The organism is Williamsia muralis (assembly GCF_051487485.1).
Classification (GTDB): Bacteria; Actinomycetota; Actinomycetes; order Mycobacteriales; family Mycobacteriaceae; genus Williamsia; species Williamsia muralis_B.
This window is the reverse complement of the sequence record NZ_JAHVCV010000003.1, coordinates 187,570-207,974: the sequence shown is the minus strand read 5'-3', so window position 1 is coordinate 207,974 and position 20,405 is coordinate 187,570. Positions and strand designations below refer to the sequence as shown.

General features: G+C 66.1%; 16 protein-coding genes and 1 pseudogene. 5 read left to right on the top strand and 12 right to left on the bottom strand.

Annotation, left to right across the window (positions count from 1 at the left end):
• Position 1: 1 nt before the first annotated feature.
• The 5 genes from KXR83_RS09335 to mqo all read right to left on the bottom strand — a co-directional run bounded on the left by KXR83_RS09335 (position 2) and on the right by mqo (position 6,054).
• The gene (locus tag KXR83_RS09335; RefSeq protein ID WP_437424608.1) at positions 2-1,411 is read right to left on the bottom strand and encodes a cobyrinate a,c-diamide synthase; all 1,410 of its coding nucleotides are present in this window, start codon (positions 1,409-1,411) and stop codon (positions 2-4) included.
• A complete protein-coding gene (gene cobO / locus KXR83_RS09330; protein WP_031333727.1) occupies positions 1,405-2,019 on the bottom strand; it encodes a cob(I)yrinic acid a,c-diamide adenosyltransferase in 615 nt (204 codons plus the stop codon). The genes KXR83_RS09335 and cobO overlap by 7 nt, the downstream gene beginning before the upstream one ends.
• Positions 2,020-2,077: 58 nt before the next feature.
• Positions 2,078-3,958 (bottom strand): VWA domain-containing protein, encoded by a 1,881-nt coding sequence (locus KXR83_RS09325; RefSeq protein ID WP_437424934.1) that lies wholly within the window; start codon positions 3,956-3,958, stop codon positions 2,078-2,080.
• A gap of 70 nt (positions 3,959-4,028) precedes the next feature.
• Complete coding sequence (locus KXR83_RS09320; RefSeq protein WP_023963909.1) at positions 4,029-4,487, bottom strand: GNAT family N-acetyltransferase; 459 nt, start codon at positions 4,485-4,487, stop codon at positions 4,029-4,031.
• A 13-nt stretch (positions 4,488-4,500) separates the two neighbouring features.
• Positions 4,501-6,054 carry a malate dehydrogenase (quinone) gene (gene mqo / locus KXR83_RS09315; RefSeq protein ID WP_437424607.1) on the bottom strand — a complete coding sequence of 518 codons (1,554 nt, stop codon included), beginning with the start codon at positions 6,052-6,054 and terminating at the stop codon, positions 4,501-4,503.
• A 137-nt stretch (positions 6,055-6,191) separates the two neighbouring features.
• On the opposite strand from mqo, the gene KXR83_RS09310 reads away from it, so the two are divergent.
• On the top strand, positions 6,192-7,226 hold the full coding sequence (locus KXR83_RS09310; RefSeq protein ID WP_437424606.1) for an alpha/beta hydrolase: 1,035 nt from the start codon (positions 6,192-6,194) through the stop codon (positions 7,224-7,226).
• Positions 7,219-8,643: a mycothione reductase gene (mtr, locus tag KXR83_RS09305; protein WP_437424605.1), complete on the top strand. Its 1,425-nt coding sequence runs from the start codon at positions 7,219-7,221 to the stop codon at positions 8,641-8,643. The genes KXR83_RS09310 and mtr overlap by 8 nt, the downstream gene beginning before the upstream one ends.
• 32 nt (positions 8,644-8,675) lie before the next feature.
• Here the strand turns inward: mtr and KXR83_RS09300 are convergent, their stop codons facing one another.
• Genes KXR83_RS09300 through map form a run of 3 tightly spaced genes read right to left on the bottom strand, consistent with a single transcriptional unit; the run spans position 8,676 to position 11,940 of the window.
• Entirely contained in the window at positions 8,676-9,497 is an 822-nt protein-coding gene (locus KXR83_RS09300; RefSeq protein ID WP_437424604.1) for an alpha/beta fold hydrolase, read from the bottom strand.
• A 35-nt stretch (positions 9,498-9,532) separates the two neighbouring features.
• Positions 9,533-11,050: a cobyric acid synthase gene (locus KXR83_RS09295; protein ID WP_437424603.1), complete on the bottom strand. Its 1,518-nt coding sequence runs from the start codon at positions 11,048-11,050 to the stop codon at positions 9,533-9,535.
• Between the two features lie 26 nt (positions 11,051-11,076).
• The gene (map, locus tag KXR83_RS09290) at positions 11,077-11,940 is read right to left on the bottom strand and encodes a type I methionyl aminopeptidase (protein WP_437424602.1); all 864 of its coding nucleotides are present in this window, start codon (positions 11,938-11,940) and stop codon (positions 11,077-11,079) included.
• Between the two features lie 95 nt (positions 11,941-12,035).
• Between map and KXR83_RS09285 the strand changes: the two genes are divergently transcribed.
• From KXR83_RS09285 to KXR83_RS09275, 3 genes are all read left to right on the top strand, one after another.
• A complete protein-coding gene (locus KXR83_RS09285; protein WP_437424601.1) occupies positions 12,036-13,088 on the top strand; it encodes a heme/hemin ABC transporter substrate-binding protein in 1,053 nt (350 codons plus the stop codon).
• Between the two features lie 80 nt (positions 13,089-13,168).
• Positions 13,169-14,167 carry a FecCD family ABC transporter permease gene (locus KXR83_RS09280; RefSeq protein ID WP_437424933.1) on the top strand — a complete coding sequence of 333 codons (999 nt, stop codon included), beginning with the start codon at positions 13,169-13,171 and terminating at the stop codon, positions 14,165-14,167.
• Positions 14,164-15,027 carry a heme ABC transporter ATP-binding protein gene (locus KXR83_RS09275; protein ID WP_437424600.1) on the top strand — a complete coding sequence of 288 codons (864 nt, stop codon included), beginning with the start codon at positions 14,164-14,166 and terminating at the stop codon, positions 15,025-15,027. Before KXR83_RS09280 ends, KXR83_RS09275 begins: the two co-directional genes overlap by 4 nt.
• A 112-nt stretch (positions 15,028-15,139) precedes the next feature.
• Here KXR83_RS09275 and KXR83_RS09270 read toward each other — a convergent pair whose 3' ends face one another.
• The 4 genes and pseudogenes from KXR83_RS09270 to KXR83_RS09255 all read right to left on the bottom strand — a co-directional run bounded on the left by KXR83_RS09270 (position 15,140) and on the right by KXR83_RS09255 (position 20,400).
• The gene (locus KXR83_RS09270; RefSeq protein WP_437424599.1) at positions 15,140-16,954 is read right to left on the bottom strand and encodes a penicillin-binding transpeptidase domain-containing protein; all 1,815 of its coding nucleotides are present in this window, start codon (positions 16,952-16,954) and stop codon (positions 15,140-15,142) included.
• A gap of 83 nt (positions 16,955-17,037) precedes the next feature.
• On the bottom strand, positions 17,038-17,874 hold the full coding sequence (locus KXR83_RS09265; protein WP_437424598.1) for a GNAT family N-acetyltransferase: 837 nt from the start codon (positions 17,872-17,874) through the stop codon (positions 17,038-17,040).
• Between the two features lie 71 nt (positions 17,875-17,945).
• Entirely contained in the window at positions 17,946-19,121 is a 1,176-nt protein-coding gene (gene ispG, locus KXR83_RS09260; protein WP_023963929.1) for a flavodoxin-dependent (E)-4-hydroxy-3-methylbut-2-enyl-diphosphate synthase, read from the bottom strand.
• 38 nt (positions 19,122-19,159) lie between these two features.
• Positions 19,160-20,400 (bottom strand): annotated as a pseudogene (locus KXR83_RS09255) (M50 family metallopeptidase).
• Positions 20,401-20,405: the final 5 nt, after the last annotated feature.

Below are 20,405 nucleotides of genomic sequence, written 5' to 3'. Positions count from 1 at the left end.
GTCAGTACTGCGAAACGCTGTCGAACGCGGTTCTCGCCGCCTTCACCAGGCGCGCGACGACCTCCGGCCGGCCTGCCGGATGAGTGTGCAGATACGACGCGTGCACATTGCCCTGTACCCAACCCTCGACATGGGCCACACCATCGCGCCGCCACCCCCAGGCGCTCGGCTTCGAGCCGTCGAGAGCCGTGATCGTGGTGCGGTGGAACTCGTGCCCCCGCATCCGGGAACCGGCATCGAACAGCACCGAATCCGTCAGGGCGACGGCGTCCCGGTAGCCGAGTGTCAGTGTCTTGCCGAAGGTTCCGCGCAACGGGAGCACTCCGGCCATGACATGGTCATCGAGGCTCTGAGCCAGGTAGAGCAGTCCCGCGCATTCGGCGTGGATGGGGATCCCGGAATGTGCGACTGTGCGCAGCTGGGTCAGCAGCCGCCGGTTGGCGGCAAGCGCGGCGGCGTGTTCCTCGGGGAATCCACCACCGATGACAACGCCGGAACACCTATCGGGCAACAGATCGGTGAGGGGGTCGAACGGCACCACCGAGGCACCGGCCGCGGCCAGGAGCTCGGAGTGTTCGGCGTACCCGAATGTGAAGGCCGCACCGGACGCGAGCGCGATGACCGGCCTGCTGTCCGCTGACACAGATTCGTCGACCCCCACCTCCAGTTCCGGTGACCACATCGGGCCGACGGCACCCGCGCCGATGTCGGCGGCGGCGACCAGGGCGGCCAGATCGACTGCGCCGCCGATCAATTCGGTCATGGCATCGATCGCGGCGACCGCTTCGGGCCCACGTTCGGCCGCGGGTATCAATCCCAGGTGGCGCGAGGGCACGGCCATTTTCGCGTTGCGGGGAACGGCGCCGAACACCTCGAGCCCGGCGCGGGCACAGGCCTGGCGAAGCACGAATTCGTGACGGGGCGAACCCACCCGGTTGAGGATCACACCCCGGATGTCGATGCCGGGATCGAAGCTGACGAACCCGTGCAGGATCGCGGCGAGGCTCTGACTGTGTCCGGATGCGTCGATCACCAGCACCACCGGCGCACCGAGTAGAGACGCGACCTGAGCGGTGGATCCGGGCGCGATCGCCGGCATGTGGTCTTCGGTGATGCGGCCGTCGAACAACCCCATGACGCCTTCGACGACGGCGATGTCGCAGCCCGCGGATCCGGCTCGATACAACGGACCGATGCGGTCCTCGCCGACGAGCACGGGATCGAGATTGCGGCCCGGCCGGCCCGCCGCCAAGCCGTGGTAACCGGGGTCGATGTAGTCGGGGCCGACCTTGAAGGGCGCGACCCGGTGCCCGGCCCGGGCCAAAGCGCCGATCAAACCGGTTGTGACAGTGGTCTTACCGCTTCCGGATGCCGGAGCGGCGATGACGAGTGCCGGTGGAGCCGTCACCATTCGATCCCCTTCTGACCCTTGCGACCGGCATCCATCGGGTGTCGGGTCTTGACCATCTCCGTGACGAGGTCGGCGGCGTCGACCAGCGCGGCCGGAGCGCGACGACCGGTGATCACCACGTGCTGTTTTCCTTCCCGGGACCTCAGCACCTCGATGACGTCGTCGACGTCCACCCACCCCCAGTTGAGTGGATAGGTGAACTCGTCGAGGACATAGAACTCGTGGGTCCTCTCGAGGATGCGGCGACGGATCTCGAGCCACCCCTGGGCAGCCTGCTCGGCGTGGTCGGATTCCTTGCCCGAGTGGCGGATCCACGACCAGCCCTCGCCCATCTTGTGCCACTGCACCGGACCACCCTGGCCTGTCTGGGCGTGGAGCTCACCGAGCGCGGTCAGTGCGGACTCTTCGCCGACCTTCCACTTGGCACTCTTGACGAACTGGAACACGCCGATGTCGAGGCCGGCATTCCAGGCACGCATGGCCATCCCGAATGCTGCCGTGGACTTGCCCTTGCCGTCACCGGTGTGAACAGCCAGCACCGGCAGGTTACGGCGCGCCCGGGTGGTCAGACCGTCGTCGGGGATGACCGATGGAACTCCCTGTGGCACAGCTCTTCCTCTCTCGGTGTGGTGGTCTGTGAGTGTCTCGGCGTCTACCCATCCGTGCTCAAGCAGCCGCGCGGATGACGCCGGCGACACCACCGGCGGTGAGGTCGGCGAGTTGCACACACTGACCACCGAGGCCGTGGGCGAGCGTTGCCGCAAGCCCGAGACGGATCATGCCGTGCTCACAGTCGATCACGATGGACGTGGTCCCGTCGCGACGAAGCCGGTCGGCCGCCGCAGCGGCCCTGGGCAAGGCGCCCGCACCGGCTGTGGCCCGGCCATCGGTGAGAACCACCACCAGTGGCCGTCGATGCGGCTCTTTGAATGCGTTCCGGCGGATCACCTCGCGGGCCGTGAGCAGGCCTTCGGCCAGCGGCGTCCGTCCGCCGGTGCGCAGACCGGTCAGCCTCCGTACCGCGGCGTCCACCGACCGGGTCGGCGGAACCGCGACCTCTGCGCCGTCACCGCGCACCGTCACCACGGCGACACGATCACGTCGCTGGTACGAATCGCGCAGCATGGACACCACTGCGCCGGACACTGCGTCCAGCCGCTTACGCGCCGCCATGGATCCCGACAGGTCGAGGACAAAAACCACCAGGTTGCCTTCTTTGCCGCGGCGCAGCGCACCCCGGACGTCTTGCGGTAGTACCTGCAGTCGCGTGTTGCCCCGCTCGAGGTGGCCTTCCGCAGCGGCCAGAACCGTGCCGATCAAGTGCACGCCACTTCCGCCTTCGGTGACCGCTCGAACTGCCTGCCCCCGTACGCTCAGCGATTGCGAACGTCGACCCGGCTCCCCGGCGCCGACACCCACGGCACTGATCGGTTTGACCTTGCCGGACGCCCGGGTCGGCGAGAATCCGCCGCTCGGCGGCGTTGCTCCCCCGCCCTTCGGGCCGTCCGGACCGGGGTCGTCGGGGTCGGGGTCGGTGTCCGCCGGATCGCCGGGCGGCGGTGACTCGGGCTCTGGCCCGGGCGCTTGTTCTTCCGAGTTCTGACTGTCCGGCTCGTGCGACTGCTCGTCCGCCTTCTGCAGGGCGTCGTCGAGTTGGTCCTCGGTGAGACCGGGCTCATCAAAGGGGTCGCGGCGACGCCGGTGCGGTAACGCGAGTTCCACCGCGCGCCGGACGTCGATGTCCTCGACGAGGTCCGATCCACGCCATGCGGCGTGAGCCCGGGCGGCACGGGCGACCACGAGGTCACCACGCAGACCGTCCACCTGGAGCTCCATGCAGATCGCCGCGATGCGTCGGAGTTGGGCCGACGGCAGCCGTACCGATCCGAGCACCGAGCGTGCCCGCGCGATGGCTGCGGCGACCTGGGCGTCCTGGTCGGTGAACTGGGCCGCGAAACCGGCCGGGTCGTCTTCATACGCAAGTCGGCGTTCCATCACCTGGACGCGCGTCGCGATCTCCTGCGGCGCGGCGACATCCACCGCCAGACCGAATCGATCCAGCAGCTGCGGGCGGAGCTCACCCTCTTCGGGGTTCATCGTCCCCACGAGGACAAAACGGGCCGACTGAGTGTGCGAGACGCCGTCACGCTCGATGACCACCCGGCCCGTCGCCGCTGCGTCCAGCAGCACGTCGACGAGGTGGTCGGCGAGCAGGTTGACCTCGTCGATGTAGAGCACTCCGCCATCGGCGTTTGCCAACAGCCCTGGCGTGAAGGCTTTTTCACCCTCGGACAGAATTTTCTGCAGGTCGAGTGAACCGACCACCCGATCTTCGGTGGCACCGATCGGCAATTCCACCACCGATGCCCCGGTGTCGGCGCGAGCAGGCAGCAGCGGACCGAGCGCTCTGACCACGGTGGTCTTGGCCGTGCCCTTTTCGCCCCGGATCAGCACGCCGCCGATCGACGGCGCTATGGCGGCGAGGATGAGCGCCAGCTTGAGCTGTTCTTGTCCGACAACAGCACTGAACGGGAAGGCGAGGTCCAGCCCGGCATCGCTGTCGTGCCCGGGGCCCCCGCCGAAGGCTGTCTCTCGGGAGAGCGGGTCTTTCACACCGTCAGCGATGTCCGCCGCCACGAACCATCGGCACGTGTGGGACGCCGTCGAGCAGATGCTCCTCGCCGTCGACGACGAATCCGTGCTTGGCGTACATGTCGATGAGGTAGGTCTGCGCATGGATGCGGCAGAGGTCCGAACCGACGTCTGCCAGAGCCGTCTGCAGCAGGCGGGTGGTGTGGCCCTGACCTCGGTGCGCGCGGTCGGTGCACAGGCGGCCGATCCGGTAGGACTTGCCGCCTTCGTGCTCTTCGAGCAGTCGCAGGGTGCTGATGATCTCGCCGTCTTCTTCGAGCCACAGATGCCTCGTGTCCGGATCGAGATCACGCCCGTCGAGGTCGAGATACGGGCACGACTGCTCGACGACGAACACCTCCACTCGCAGCTGCAGGATCTTGTAGAGGGTCGACATCTCGATGTCTTGGGCCCAGCTGCGGTGCAGGCTCGCGGTGGCGGTCATATGCAAGTGCCTATCACACGGTGCTCGGTGTCGCCAGATGAGCGCCACGCTCATTCGGCGTCGTCTCGACCGTGTTCTGCAGTCCGAGAACCTTGGACGTGTGGTCCCAGATCTGCTCGAAGAGACGGGGATTGTCGTTCAGTTTGTGGCCCAGCGAAGGGATCATGTCGGACAGCTGCGGCTGCCACGCCTCGTAGTGCTTCGGGAAGCAACGCTGCAACACATCAAGCATCGCCGGGACTGCGGTGGACGCACCGGGCGACGCGCCCAGCAAGCCTGCGATGCTTCCGTCCTCGGCCGCGATGACCGCGGTCCCGAACTCGAGCACTCCGCCGCGCCCCTGCTTGCGGATGACCTGCACGCGCTGGCCGGCGACGATGAGCTCCCAGTCTTCGCCCTGGGCCCTCGGCACGAACTCGGACAACGTCTCGACCCGATCCCCCGGCCCGGCGGCGAGCTCACTGATCAGGTACTTCAGCAGGCCGAACTCCTTCGGCGCGATCGACATCATCGGCAGGAGGTTGCCCGGTTTGATCGAGGCGGGCAGATCGGTGATCTTGCCCTCCTTGAGGAACTTGGGTGACCACCCGGCATACGGTCCGAAGAGCAGTCCTGCCTTGCCGTTGATCACGCGGGTGTCGAGGTGGGGCACCGACATCGGTGGCGCACCGACTGCTGCCTTGCCGTACACCTTCGCGCCGTGGTCGTCGATCAGATCGGGGTTGGTGCAGCGGAAGAACGCGCCGCTCACTGGGAAGCCGCCGAATCCCTTTGCTTCCTTGATTCCCGACTTCTGCAGCAGATGCAGGGCGCCGCCGCCCGCACCGATGAAAACGAAACCTGCTTTGACCGTGCTGGTTTCCTTGGTCCGGAGGTTCTTGACCTTCAGGATCCAGGTGCCGTCGGATTGCTTCTTCAGGTTGGTGACCGCGTGACCGAAGTTCACCGTGCCGGCGTGACCGATGTAGCCGAGCAACTGCTGGGTGAGAGCGCCGAAGTCGACGTCGGTTCCGCCGTCGAACCAGTTGAGCGCTACCGGATCCGCGAAATCGCGACCTGCCGACATCAGCGGCAGACGCTTGGTGAACTCCACGGGGTCGGTGATGTACTCCATCCCCTTGAACAGGGTCTCGCCCGCCAGCTTGTCGTAGCGCTTACGCAGGTAGTCGATGTTCGATTCACCGTGCACGAAGCTCACGTGCGGGATCGGGTTGATGAACTCCTCGGGGCGCCGCAGCACACCTGATTCCACCGAGTTCGCCCAGAATTGGCGCGAGACCTGAAACTGCTCGTTGATGTGCAGTGCCTTGGTGATGTCGACGTCGCCATCAGCTGTCTGCGGCGTGTAATTCAATTCACAGAGCGCGGAGTGTCCGGTACCGGCGTTGTTCCACGGATCGCTGCTCTCGGCGGCAGCCGCGTCGAGGCGCTCGAACACACTGATCGACCAGTCCGGCTGCAGCCGGTGGATCAACGCGCCCAGCGTGGCGCTCATGATTCCGGCGCCCACCAGCACGATGTCGGTTGTGATGACTCCGCCGTCGCGCGGGTTTGCTGACTCAGACACTCCGGCTCAACTTCCTGATTCGGCGAACTTTCGGATGTGTTCCATTGTCTCTCATGCGGGTGCGGTCATTGCAACGCGGTCGGCAGTTGCCTCGGGCACACTCCCCATGGCCGCGCGCACATCTACAGTGAACGATTGTGGCCCCTTCCCGCTGGCAGCCCGATGTACTCGGCCCCGACTTCTCGGCATCGACCTTCGACCTCGGCAACGACCCCGACGGTGAAGGTGAGATAACCGCCACCCTCGTCCGCCACGAGCCGTCCGGTCCGGTGACCGGTGCGGTGCTGTACGTCCACGGCTTCACCGATTACTTCTTCCAACGACCGCTAGCCGAGTTCTTCGCTCAGCGCGGGTACGCCTTCTACGCGTTGGATCTGCGCAAGTGCGGACGTTCGCAGCGACCGGGGCAGACCCCTCATCACATCACCGACCTGGCCGCCTACGACTTCGAGCTCGACCTCGCCGTCGCGGAGATCAACGCCGACACCGACGGGGTTCCGCTCCTGGTGGCCGCGCACTCCACCGGAGGCCTGATCACCGCGCTATGGCTCGATCGGCTGCGAGCACTCGACAGGCCGACGGCCCTCGATCCCCTGGTTTCGGCTCGCCCACGCGGGCTTGTACTGAACTCGCCGTGGTTCGACCTGCAAGGCGCACCGATCCTTCGGACGGCCGGGACCGCGCTGATCAACGGCGTCGCCCGGGTACGCCCCCTGGCTGCCATACCCCGCAACATCTCCGGCGCCTACGGCGAGAGTCTGCACCACAGCGTGCACGGCGAGTGGGAGTACGACCTCAATTACAAACCCCTGCAGGGCTATCCGGTCACGTTCGGTTTCCTCAGCGCGGTCCGTCAGGGGCAGGCCAGATTGCACCGCGGACTCGACATCGGCGTTCCCTCGCTGGTACTGCACTCGACCAAGACGACCCTCAGCGGGCCCGAGGCCGACGGCAGTGTCGCAGACATCGACTCGGCAGACGGAGTCCTCGACGTCCGTCAGATCGCCAAATGGTCCGGTTGCCTCGGTGGCCGGGTGAGCGTTGTCCCCGTCGAGGGCGCCCGCCACGACGTCTTCCTGTCGCGCACCGGGGTACGCGACACCGCCTATTCCGAACTCGACCACTGGCTTTCGAGCAACAACGACCGGATACGAGGTGTCATCCATGGCTGAATCGACAACGACCAACGGCCATCCACGCGTGCACGAGGTGGACCTGGCGATCATCGGTTCGGGAACCGGCAACTCGATCCCCGACGAGAGGTTCGCCGATCAGGAGATCGCGATCTTCGAGGAGAGCATCTACGGCGGAACCTGCCTGAACGTCGGCTGCATCCCCACCAAGATGTTCGTCTACGCCGCGGAGATCGCCCAGACCATCCGGGAGGGGGAGCGTCTCGGTGTCACGGGCTCGGTGGAGAAGGTCGACTGGCCGGGCATCGTGAATCGCGTCTTCGGAAGAATCGATCCGATCTCGGCGGGCGGTAAGCGCTACCGCGTCGAGGACTGCTCCAACATCACCGTCTACACCACTCACGTCGAGTTCGACGGGGTCACCAACGACGGCCGGTATCGGCTGCGCACAGCTGCCGGAGACGAGGTCGTCGCAACCAAGGTGGTGCTGGCCGCCGGATCGAGGCCGGCCATCCCGGACGTGGTCGCCGAGAGCGGGGTGAACTTCCACACCAACGAAGACGTGATGCGTCTACCCGAGCTGCCCAGGCACCTCATCATCATCGGCAGTGGGTACATCGCGGCCGAGTTCGCCCACGTGTTCGGCGCGCTGGGTTCGAAGGTGTCGATCATCGCCCGCAGTAACGCTCTCCTGCGCGCGCAGGACGCCGACATCTCCCGCAGGTTCACCGAAATCGCCTCGGCTGCATGGGATGTGCACTTCGAGTCCGCGATCCACAGTGTCGAGCAGGCGGATTCCGGCGACGTCCGGGTGCAGCTCGCCGACGACACCGTCATCACCGGAGATGCCCTCTTGGTCGCTGTCGGCCGAATTCCCAACGGCGACAGGCTGGCGCTTGACACGATCGGCGTCGACATCGACTCCGAGGGCCGCGTCTGCCGAGACGCCTACGGGCGCACCGCGGCCCGGAACGTGTGGGCTGTGGGCGACGTCACCTCGAAGTACCAGCTCAAGCACGTCGCCAACCACGAAGGTCGGGTGGTGCAGGCCAACCTCCTGCGCGACTGGGACGGCACCGAACTCGAATCCTTCGATCACCGGTTCGTGCCGGCCGCGGTGTTCACCCACCCGCAGATCGCGTCGGTCGGATTGACCGAGGACGACGCGGTACAGGCCGGCCTCGACATCACCGTCAAGGTGCAGAACTACGGCGATGTGGCGTACGGCTGGGCGATGGAGGACCTCACCGGTCTGTGCAAGGTGATCGCCGAGAAGGGCACCGGACGCATCCTGGGCGCGCATATCATCGGCCCGCAGGCGCCGTCGGTCATCCAGCCCGTCATCCAGGCCATGTCGTTCGGTCTCGACGTCAAGAACATGGCCCGCGGTCAGTACTGGATCCACCCCGCCATGCCGGAAGTCCTCGAGAACGCACTCCTCGGTCTCGAGGTCTGAGGGGTCTGGGCCCGGTCACCAGACGAGGAAGATCACCACACCGCTGAACGCAACGCGACCTCGCTCGCGAGCGCGGCCGCCGCGTTCTGCGGCACCCAGTGGTCGACGCCTTCGAGAGCAGCGAACCGGTAGTCGGAGTAGACGTATCGACCACTCCCCTCTGCCTGCTCGCGCCCCAGCGCGAAATCCTGGTCGCCCCAGAGCATCGTCGTGGGGGCTTCGATCGGCGGGCACGACAGGTGCGCCTTGATGTCGCCGGTGAAGTTCGCGCGGTACCAATTCAGCGCCGCTGTCAGCGCGGGACGCTCGGTCAGGGGCAGCACGCTGTCGTCGGGAACCAGCTCTCGCAGCATTCTCGCGTCGTCGGCGAGCATGGTGTCCTCTGCGTCGGGCTTGACGAAGTCCAGGATGTACGACGACCGTTCACGCTGATCGCTCGCGGCCAGGGACGTCGAGATCGCCGACGGGTGGCCCACGCTGACCGCGACGAGCCCGGTCACCCGATCCGGATGGTGTCCGGCCAGATGCCACGCCACGAGCGACCCGAAGTCGTGTCCCACCACCATCGTGTACCCGATGCCCAGGGCGTCGAGGATGCCGATGGCGTCGGCGGCCAGGTGCCGTAGTTCGTAGGCTGCGATGTCGTCGGGCCGGGCTCCGGGGCTGTACCCGCGTTGGTCCGGCACGATCGTGCGCAGGCCCGAATCGTGCAGCCGTCCGACGACGCCGTCGAAACAGGCTCCGGTGGTGGGGAATCCGTGCAGCAACAGCACTGACGGCGCCTTGTCCGGCCCACCGATCCTGACGTCGAACTGCAGGTCGCCCACGGTGAGGGTGCGGTGTTCGATACTCACCCGGTCAGCCTACGTGTCCGGGTACGACGATCGGGTCAACTCAGCGTGGCCGTGAGCGTCGGCAACCCCGGCGTCGGCCCAGCGGTGACCACGTCGGCGATGAACTCCATGTCGAGTTCGGTTTCCACCAGGTCGGCGATCAGATCGAGCTGCGACATCCTGGCCTGTTCGAAGGACACCTCCCCGGCCACAAAGCCGGAACGTCCGACGTGCCCGGCCACCCGGCGGAGATAGTCACGTCGGAACTCGTCCGATGCCAGCAACCCGTGCCAGTGGGTGCCCACAACAGCTCCACGCACACTGCCCTCACCGCCCCCCTCCGCATCGATCAGCAATGCGTCATCTCCGGAGGCGACCACTCGCCCGTGGTGTATCTCATAGCCGGTCACCGGATGTCCCCATGCCGAGCCCCTCACCTGTCGGAGCACCTTGTGCTCGCCGAAGACGATGTCGAGGGTGAAGATTCCCAGGCCGGCGACTTCTCCCGCGTGACCTTCCACGTCGTCGGTGATCGATCTGCCCAGCATCTGATAGCCGCCGCAGATCCCCAGGACGGGCCGTCCAGCGCTGGCGCGGGCGATCAACGCCGAGTCGATTCCTCTGGCACGCAACCACTTCAGATCAGACACCGTTGCCTTGCTGCCGGGGATCACCACGAGATCGGCAACGGCAACGCTCGCGGGGTCGTCCACCCACCGCACGTCCACTCCCGGCTCGCACGCCAGTGCCTCGACGTCGGTGGAGTTGGATATCCGGGGCAGACGTATCGCCGCCACCGACAACCGGTCCGTGCCCACAGCCGGAGCAGATCGCCCCACGGGGTGCCCGACCACGCTGGCCAGCGAGTCCTCGGCGTCGAGCCACAGACCCTCGGCGAACGGGATGACGCCGATGGTCGGCCGGCCGGTGAGGGCGTGGAGTTGCTCGAGACCCGGCTCCAATATCGATCGGTCGCCGCGGAACTTGTTGATCACGAACCCTGCGATGCGCGCCTGGTCGGCCGCCCCGAGCGACGCCAGCGTTCCGAGCAGATGAGCCAGGACACCACCGCGATCGATGTCGCCGACCACGATCACCGGCAGGTCACCCATCTCGGCCAGACCCATGTTGGCGATGTCGGATTCACGAAGGTTGATTTCGGCGGGTGACCCCGCGCCCTCACAGATCACGACATCGAAATCGTCGCGCAGTGAACGCAATTCGTTCCCCACGACACCGGCCAGAGCAGCTCTGCGACTGTGGTAGTCCACGGCACCGACGAACCCGTCTGCCTGTCCACGGACCACAACCTGCGAGCGCCGGTCGCTACCGGGCTTGAGGAGAACCGGGTTGAAACGCACCGACGGTGCCAGCCCGCAGGCCGCAGCCTGCATTGCCTGTGCTCGCCCGATCTCACCCCCGTCGAGCGTGACAACCGAGTTGTTCGACATGTTCTGCGCCTTGAACGGCGCCACCGACACACCCGAACGATGAAGCGCACGACACAACCCGGCGACGATCAGACTCTTACCGGCGTCGGAACTGGTGCCCGCGACCAGCAGGGCGCCTTTCATGGACGAAGGTCCGGGTGCGCCACAGGTCAGGCGTCCGGGAGGGTCAAGATCTCCGTCCCGGTGTCGGTGACCACCAGGGTGTGCTCGAACTGCGCGGTCCATTTGCGGTCTGCCGTGGCGACGGTCCAGCCGTCGTCCCAGATCTCGTATTCGAGGGCGCCGAGATTGATCATCGGCTCGATGGTGAACACCATCCCGGGTTCGATCAGCGTCTCGATGTTGGGCTGGTCGTAGTGCAGGATCACCAGACCGTTGTGGAACGTCTCACCGATCCCGTGGCCGGTGAAGTCGCGGACCACGTTGTAGCCGAAGCGGTTTGCGTACGATTCGATGACCCGCCCGATCACGTTCAGTTCCCGGCCCGGACGCACTGCCTTGATCGCCCTGTTCGTCGCCTCGCGGGTGCGGTCGACGAGATCGACCACCTCCGGAGCGACATCACCGGCGAGGAACGTGGCATTGGTGTCGCCGTGCACCCCGTCGATGTAGGCCGTGACGTCGATGTTGACGATGTCGCCGTCCTGGACGACGGTCGAGTCCGGGATCCCGTGGCAGATCACCTCGTTGAGCGAGGTGCAGCACGACTTGGGAAAACCCTTGTAGCCCAGCGTCGACGGGTACGCGCCGTGGTCGATCATGTACGCGTGGGCGATCCGGTCCAGCTCATCCGTGGTGACCCCGGGGGCCACGGCCTTACCCGCCTCGGCCAGAGCGTTGGCCGCGATCTTGCTCGCGACCCGCATCTTCTCGATGGTCTCGGGTGTCTGAACCCACGGCTCCTGGCCTTCGTTCACGGTCGATTTCCACACATACTCAGGGCGCGGGATGAACGACGGCACGGACAGAGTGGGCGAGATCTCGCCGGGGGTCAGGGCGGCACGAACTGGCATGTATCCAGCCTAACCTGCGGCTGTCCCCCGCACGATCACAGCCGTATCGCCCTAAGTAAGGTAAGGCTCACACTGTGTTGGGATGGAGTGCGACGATGGTCAACAACCGGTCTTCCGGTGGAAGAACTGCACCTGTCGTCGCTGCGCTGATCATGATCGTCGGCGTGCTGATGGGAGCTTGTTCCACGGCGCCGATCACCGACTCGGCGAACAGTTCGACGGTGCAGGACGACATCCTGCGGTCCGGTCCGCAGACGGCCGCACTCGAGGGCCCGGACGTCGAACCGATTGCCGACAACCCCGTTCCCGTGTTGCCGGTGACCGTGGATTCGGTGGGCGGCGGACGGGTCACGGTCGCCGACGCGAGCCGCATCATCGCGATCGATCGCTCGGGCACCCTGGCGAACATCGTGTTCTCCCTCGGGCTCGGTGAACGAGTGGTCGCACGTGACCGGTCCACCGTCATCCCCGGGGCGGGGCAGCTTCCTCTCATCACCGACAGCGGACACTCGGTCAACATCGAAGCGGTCTTGGCCGCCGATCCCAGTGTGGTGCTCATCGACGAGTCGGTGAATCCGCCGGGGACCATCGATCAACTGCGCGCCGCGGGGATCACGGTCGTGGTGTTCGCCAAGGACCGCACCATCGCCTCGACCGGCCCGCTCATCAATGCGGTGGCCGGAGCGCTGGGCGTGCCCGATCAGGGGCGGGCCCTTGCCGCCCGCACCGACGCGGAGATCGAGTCGGCACGGGCGTCGGTGCCCGAACGGGCGCATGGGTCGAAGATGGCGTTTCTGTACCTGCGCGGTGAGAGGTTCAAGCTCCTGGCCGGACCCGGCTCGGGCGCCGACGATCTGATCGAGGCGATCGGTGGCGTCGATGCCGGCACTGCGGCCGGGTTGACCTCCTCTTTCACCACCGTCGACGCGGAGGCGATGATCAACGCCGATCCCGCGGTCATCCTGGTGATGACGCAGGGAGCGGAATCGGTCGGCGGTATCGACAAGGTGCTGCAGTTGCCGGGCCTCGCCCAGACCGACGCCGGGCGCAATCGGCGTGTGGTGCAGATGGACCAGGCCGAGATCCTGACCTTCGGTCCCGACACCGGGCGGGTGCTCGCGGCACTGGCCGAAGCGATCTACGTGTGAAGGCACTTCGCGAGCAGATACCGACCGCCAGCAGCACCAAACGGGTTGTCTTCTCCCGCAATTCCCTCGTGATCGCCCTCATGCTGGCGCTGCTTGTCGTCTTGGTCGGGTGGTCGGCTGCCAGTGGCCAGGTGTACATCCCGCCCGCCGAGGTGTTCGGCTCGGTGATGCATCACCTGGGCCTCGACATCGGGCCGATGCCGAGTTCCCCCAATGGGGAAGAAACCTTGTGGACCGTACGGTTTCCCCGCATCGTGATGGGTCTGCTCGTCGGGGCGACCCTCGCCTGCGCAGGCTGTCTACTCCAGGGCGTCCTGGCCAACCCACTCGCCGAGCCCGGCGTCATCGGGGTGTCGGCCGGCGCCGCGGTCGGCGCCTGCCTGGCCATCGTGTCGGGCGGGGTCTGGGCGAGTGTGTGGGGGCTGGCCGGCGCCGCGTTCATCAGCGCATTGATCACCGTGGCCGTGGTCTACACCCTGTCGATGCGAGATGGATCGTCGTCGCCGATCATGTTGATACTCATCGGCATTGCCGTCAACGCGTTCGCCTCGGGGATCATCGCCTTCCTGACCTTCCTCGCCGATACCAACGACCGCGAACAGATCGTCTTCTGGCAGCTGGGGTCGCTCCAAGGTGTCGGCTGGCGTCCGGTGTGGGTGGTGTTGCCGGTGGCGACTGCTGCCATCGCCGTGAGCCTGCTGCTGGTCCGCAGGCTGGACCTGTTGTCGCTGGGCGAGATTCAGGCCGCCGCCCTGGGCGTCCGGGTGGAAACCGTTCGGCGCATTGCCATCCTGCTGGTCGCGGTGCTCACCGCTGCGGCCGTCGCTTTCACCGGGATCGTGATGTTCGTCGGATTGGTTGTGCCCCACCTGATGCGGTTGATCGTCGGGCCGCGGCACGTGATCCTGCTCCCCGCCAGCGTCATCGGCGGGGCGATCGTCGTGTGCGCCGCCGATCTGGGCGCCCGGACACTGATGACCGGCGCCGACCTTCCGCTGGGGATGCTCACGTCCCTGATCGGTGGGCCTGTGTTCTTTCTGCTGCTGCGTCGCAGCCGTCACACCGGAGTCGGCTGGTGACGGAGTCGACGCCCGGGCAGGCTCTCATCGCACGCGACGTACACGTCGCCATCGGTGGCCGTCCCATCGTGACCGATGTGGACCTCGAACTCGGCACGGGCGAAATCGTTGCGCTGGTGGGCCCGAACGGCTGCGGGAAGTCGACACTGTTGTCGGGCCTGGCGGGTCTGCGTCCCCTGGCCGCGGGGTCGGTCACGGTGGCAGGCGCTGACCTCGGGTCACTCTCCCCCGTCGAGCTGGCGCGACGGCGGGCCCTGGTGACGCAGTCACACCGTGAAGACAACCCGTTTCTGGTGCACGAAGTGGTTGAGATGGGCCGTTTTCCGTGGTCCAGGACCGAACGGGCGGCGCAGTCCGCAGCAGTGGTGGAGGCGGCACTGACGCAGTGCGACCTGCTGAAGGTGCGCGATCGGCCGTTCAGCCAACTGTCCGGTGGGCAGCAGGCCCGGGTTGCGCTGGCTCGCGCACTGGCTCAGCAGACACCGATCTTGATGCTCGACGAACCGACCGCGGCCTTGGACATCCATCACCAGGAACGGTTGCTAACGATACTGAGCGAACGGCGCCATGACGGCGGCGCAGTCCTGATCGTGGTGCACGACCTGTCGCTTGCGGCGGCGTATGCGGACCGGGTGCTCGTGATGAAGGGCGGCACGATGGTGGCCGCCGGGCCAACACGCGAGGTGATGACGGCCGCCCTGCTCAGTGAGGTGTACGAACATCCGGTGCTGACATGGATCCACCCCGACACCGGCCAATTCCTCGTGGTCCCGGATCGAACTGCCCCAGATCGGGCCACACTGGGTCGAACAAACGGATCGGCGGGGTACCCCCCTCAAGTGCCCCGCCGATCCGACTAGGAATCTGACGAGAGCTTCTCAGTTTTGGTTCCACCACGTGCCGGAATCGGCAAAAAATATTGGCACGATGTCTTTTACAAGGCTCACTACCGCCCGGACCAGCTCGAGCCGTTCAACGGGGCTGCAGTGCCGCCAAGAACTCGTGCGTGACGGCCACCGCGTTGTCCGAGCTGCCGCCGAGCACCACCAATGTGGCCCAGGCCAGGTCACCGCGGTAGCCGGCGAACCAGGCGTGCGAACCCGCCGCGACCTCGGCTTCACCGGTCTTGCCGAACACCTCACCGAGATCCTGCATGCGCAATGCGGTGCCTGACGAGATCACTTCGCGCATCATCGGGCGCAACTTCGTGACCACGGCGGGGTCCATTGCCGGGTGAGGCCCCGAGATGGTGGTGTCGCGGCCGACGATCAGCGACGGGATCGGTGTCGAACCGCGTGCCACCGTGGCTGCCACCATCGCCAGGCCGAACGGACTGGTGAGCACCTTGCCCTGGCCGAACCCGTCTTCCGTGCGCTGCACGAGTTCGGGCGCGATCGGGACCGACCCGCTCTCCGTCGGCAGGCCGACCACGTGATACTCGGGACCGATACCGAGAGATGCGGCGGTCCGCGTCAGATCAGAGGGACCCATCTCGCTGGCCAGTTTGGCGAAGGTGGTGTTGCACGACCGGGCAAAAGCGGTTTGCATCGGGACCGTGCCGAGACCGAAACCGTTGTAGTTCGGAACGCTGCGTTCGCCGATGGTGACCTCACTGGGGCACCCGACCATGGTCGATGGCTGGGCGAGCCCGGTGCTGATCGCAGCTGCGGAGGTGACCACCTTGAACGTCGAGCCGGGCGGATAGAGGCCGATGGTCGCGATCTGGCCGTCCTGGTCGGCCAGCTCGTTCTGGGCGATCGCAAGAATGCGCCCCGTGGACGGCTGGATGGCGACCATGGCCACCTGGAAATCTGTGCGCTGGTCCACCGCGCGCTGCGCCGCTTCCTGCACTTCGCGGGACAAGCTGATCTGCACCGACGGAGCCGGGGCCGGGGCGGTCTCGGCCAGCACATCGGCATCGAGTCCGTTCGGGTTGACCGACACCACACGCCAGCCGGCCTTGCCCTCGAGATCCTTGGACACTTCTTTCTTCACCTGGGTGAGCAGCGCCGGGGCGAACTTCGGGTCCGAGGCGACGAGGTCTGCCTGGTCGACCGTCGACACCCCGGGCAGACCCGCGAGCTGGTCACGGACTTGATCGAAATCACGCTGACTCAGCGTGATCACCGAGTATTCACCACCCAGCCCGGTTGCCTGCTCGGCGATGGCCTGCGCGGACATCGGAGCAAACCGACCGAGGACAGTCGCCAACGCCGTCGCGGTGGACACGACCGCGCCGGAATCAGCGGCCACCGCGGCATCGAACCGGACGTCGTACACAGTGCCGGGTACCAGCACATTGGTGCCGTCGCTCTCGCGGACCGCTGCGCGCTGGGCCTCGAGCGTGCGCAGTTGCATCGTCTGATTCCCACCGAGTTTCGGATGAACGTTCGACGGCACCCAGCGAACCTGCCAGCCCGCATCACTGCGGGACATCTGAACGGTGGCCCGGTACTCCCAGGTGCGCCCGCCGGGCAGTTCCCACGTGTAATCGGTTGCGACCGTGGCCGTGTCCCCGGTGACCTTCACCTGCCCGGTGTCGGCCGACATCTCGGTGGCGGACAAGCCCTTCCAGGTCGCGTCGATCGCGGACACCGCCGACTCGGGATCGTCGGTCAGGGCTCCGGCGCGGCTGCCGTCGTGATCGGCGAAAGCATTCAGGAATCGTTGCGCTGCAGCGCCCGGTCCGTTGTCATCACCTGCACAACCTGCCGACGCGACCCCGAAGACCACCACAAGGGCGATCCCGAGGAGTCGAACGGGCCACAGGTGAATTGATCGGATCATCACCGGTCATCGTATTTGCGCGCGGCTCTGCAACCCGGTTGCCACGCAGGCGAGACATGAACGACCCCACCGATTGCGGTCGGTCAGTCCACCAACACTGTCGCGAACGTCCCCACCTCGTGCATGCCGACTTTCCGATACGCCTCGCGCGCAGGCGTGTTGAACGAGTTGACGTACAAGCTGGCGGTCCGGCCGGCAGCCACGATGGCTTCGACAACGGCAGCGGTGCCCGTAGCTCCGAGACCAGTACCCCGACGGTGGGGGGCAACCCACACACCTTGGATCTGCCCGACCCGACGTGACATCGCACCGACCTCGGCCTTGAAGACGACTTCGCCGCGTTCGAACTTCGCGTATGCGCGGCCTGCGTTGATCAGGCCGGCGATGCGGCGGCGGTAGGACCGTCCGCCGTCTCCCGCGCAGGGGTCGATGCCCACTTCGCCCACGAACATCTCGACCGCGGCAGGTAGGTATGCATCGATCTCGTCCAGTCGCACCCGTCGCACGAAGGGGTCCGCACGGATCGCAGGCTCGGTGCCCAGAGCCAGAAGCGGCTGGCTGCAACGGATTTCGCGGGCGGGACCCCAGTGTTCACGGGCGATTTCCCAGAAGGGCATCACGAGCTCGGCCGGTCCGACGATCGATGAACAGGCCCGCGGATTGCGGATGGCCCGCTCGGCGAAGGTGCGCACATCGTCGGCGGTACCGAGCAGCGGAACGAGATTGGCTCCGGAGAAACACAACGAGTCGACCGGCTGTCCGTTGCTCCACAGCTCCCCGCCCAACGCTCGCGGATTGATGCCGTGGTCTTCCACCCGTGCCGCGACCATGCACGACGACACCGGATCGAGGGCGAGAGCCTGGCTGACCGCGTCGAAGTCCCGCTCGCCGAGCGGACGGTCACCCAACAGCTTCAGCACCGCGGCTCCCAGGTTAGTAACGGGCGTACGAGAGCGTACGTCGCCATTCTGCCAGCCCGCTCGGTGCCAAGTCAGCTCACCGTGACAATCGGTGCGCCGGCACCTGCCGCGTCACCGGATTCGCCTGCCGCTTCGGCGATTCGCATCGCTTCTTCGATGAGCGTTTCCACGATCTGGGCCTCGGGAACGGTCTTGATGACCTCACCCTTGACGAAGATCTGGCCGCGACCGTTTCCGGAAGCGACGCCGAGATCGGCCTCGCGTGCTTCTCCCGGACCGTTCACCACGCAGCCCATGACGGCCACCCGCAGTGGGATCTCCATACCTTCGAGTCCGGCACTCACTTCGTCGGCGAGTTTGTACACGTCGACCTGCGCACGTCCACAGGACGGGCAGGAGACGATCTCGAGCTTGCGAGGGCGCAGGTTGAGCGATTGCAGGATCTGGTTGCCGACCTTGATCTCCTCGACCGGTGGCGCCGACAGCGACACCCGGATCGTGTCGCCGATCCCTTCGGCGAGCAGGGCGCCGAAGGCCACGGCCGACTTGATCGTGCCCTGGAAAGCCGGTCCGGCCTCGGTGACACCGAGATGGAGGGGGTAGTCGCAGGCGGCGGCCAGCTGGCGGTAGGCCTCCACCATGATCACCGGGTCGTTGTGCTTGACCGAAATCTTGATGTCGCCGAAGCCGTGCTCTTCGAAGAGGCTCGCCTCCCAGAGCGCTGATTCCACCAGCGCCTCCGGCGTCGCCTTGCCGTACTTCTGGAGCAGGCGCGGGTCGAGTGATCCGGCGTTGACGCCGATACGGATCGGGATCCCGGCATCTCCGGCAGCCTTCGCGACCTCCTTGACCCGGCCGTCGAACTCCTTGATGTTGCCCGGGTTGACCCGCACCGCAGCACACCCGGCGTCGATCGCGGCGAAGATGTACTTGGGCTGGAAGTGGATATCGGCGATCACCGGGATCTGCGACTTCCTGGCGATGGCCGGCAGCGCCTCGGCATCCTCGGGACGCGGGCACGCCACCCGGACGATGTCACACCCCGACGCGGTCAGTTCGGCGATCTGCTGCAGAGTCGCATTGATGTCGTGGGTCTTGGTGGTGGTCATAGACTGCACCGACACGGGGTGGTCGCTGCCGACGGGCACCGTGCCCACCTGTAGCTGCCGCGTCTTGCGGCGCGGTGCGAGAACCGGCGGCGGTGCGGCAGGCATTCCCAGACCGATCGCGGTTGCATCTGCACTCATCGGGGTCACTTCCTGATCTGTAACTGTTTTCGGATGGTCTAGAACGCCTTGATCGGATTGATGATGTCGGCGGTCAGGGTGAGCGCCATGTATCCGCCCATGATCACCAGCACCACATACGTCGCGGGCATGAGCTTCAAGTAGTCCACAGGCGCACCGGCGGCGAGTCCACGAGAGCGGCGCAGCAAGTCACGCACCTTCTCGTAGCCCACTATCGCGATGTGCCCACCATCCAAGGGTAATAGCGGAACCAAATTGAACAGGGCCAAGAAGAAGTTGATACTTGCCAACAAGAAGATGAAGAACCACCAGTAACCCTGGTCGGCCGCATCCCCGCCGATGACCGAGGCGCCGTAGACGCTGACGGGGGTGTCGGCGGCTCGTTCCCCTCCGGTCACCGAGGTCCACAGAGCACCCACCTTCGAGGGCAGCGACAGCAGCGAATCCCAGGTCCTCGCCATCAGATCGCCGGTGAACTCCAGGGATGCCGGGACGGCGCCCGCGACCGACGGATGTTCGAAGGCGGGAGGGAGATCGTAGGTGATCCCCACTCTGCCAACGGTTTCCGTTCGCGTTGCACCGTTTCCATCCGACACCGGAACCTGAACGGGCTGCGGTGTGACGGCGATTTCGACTTCCTGGCCCGCGCGATCCACGATCAACGTGACGGGTTCGGTCGCCTTCTGCAGGATCACGCTCAAGTCGGAGTAGTCGGCGATCTTCTCACCGTTGGCGGCCACGATCACGTCGCCGGGCACGAGACCGGCCTGCTGAGCGGGACCCGCGGGCTTGCCGTCGCACGATCCGGTGTCTCCATTCGGCAACACATCAGCGACGCAGGTCACAGCCCCGACCTTGGCCGGCGCGTTTTCGGCGAGGTTGGGCAGCCCCCAGGCGAGCGCCATGATCACGATCAGCACAAACCCCAGGATCAGGTTCTGCACCGGACCGGCGAGCAGCACCACAACCCGCTTCCACGACTTCTGGCGGTACATCGCACGGGGTTCGTCCTTGGGTGCGAGTTCATCGTGGGTGGTCATGCCCGCGATGTCACAGAAGCCGCCGAGGGGTATCGCCTTGATCCCGTATTCGGTATCGCCTTGATCCCGTATTCGGTCTCGCCCCGTCGCGTCGACCAGAGGGTCGGGCCGAAACCGACGAAGTAGCGCCGAACATACATTCCGGTGCGCTGTGCAGCCCACATGTGACCGCACTCGTGCCAGGCGATCGACGCCAGCAACCCGAGTGCAAAGAGCACCACGCCCAGAGCAAACATCATCGGCC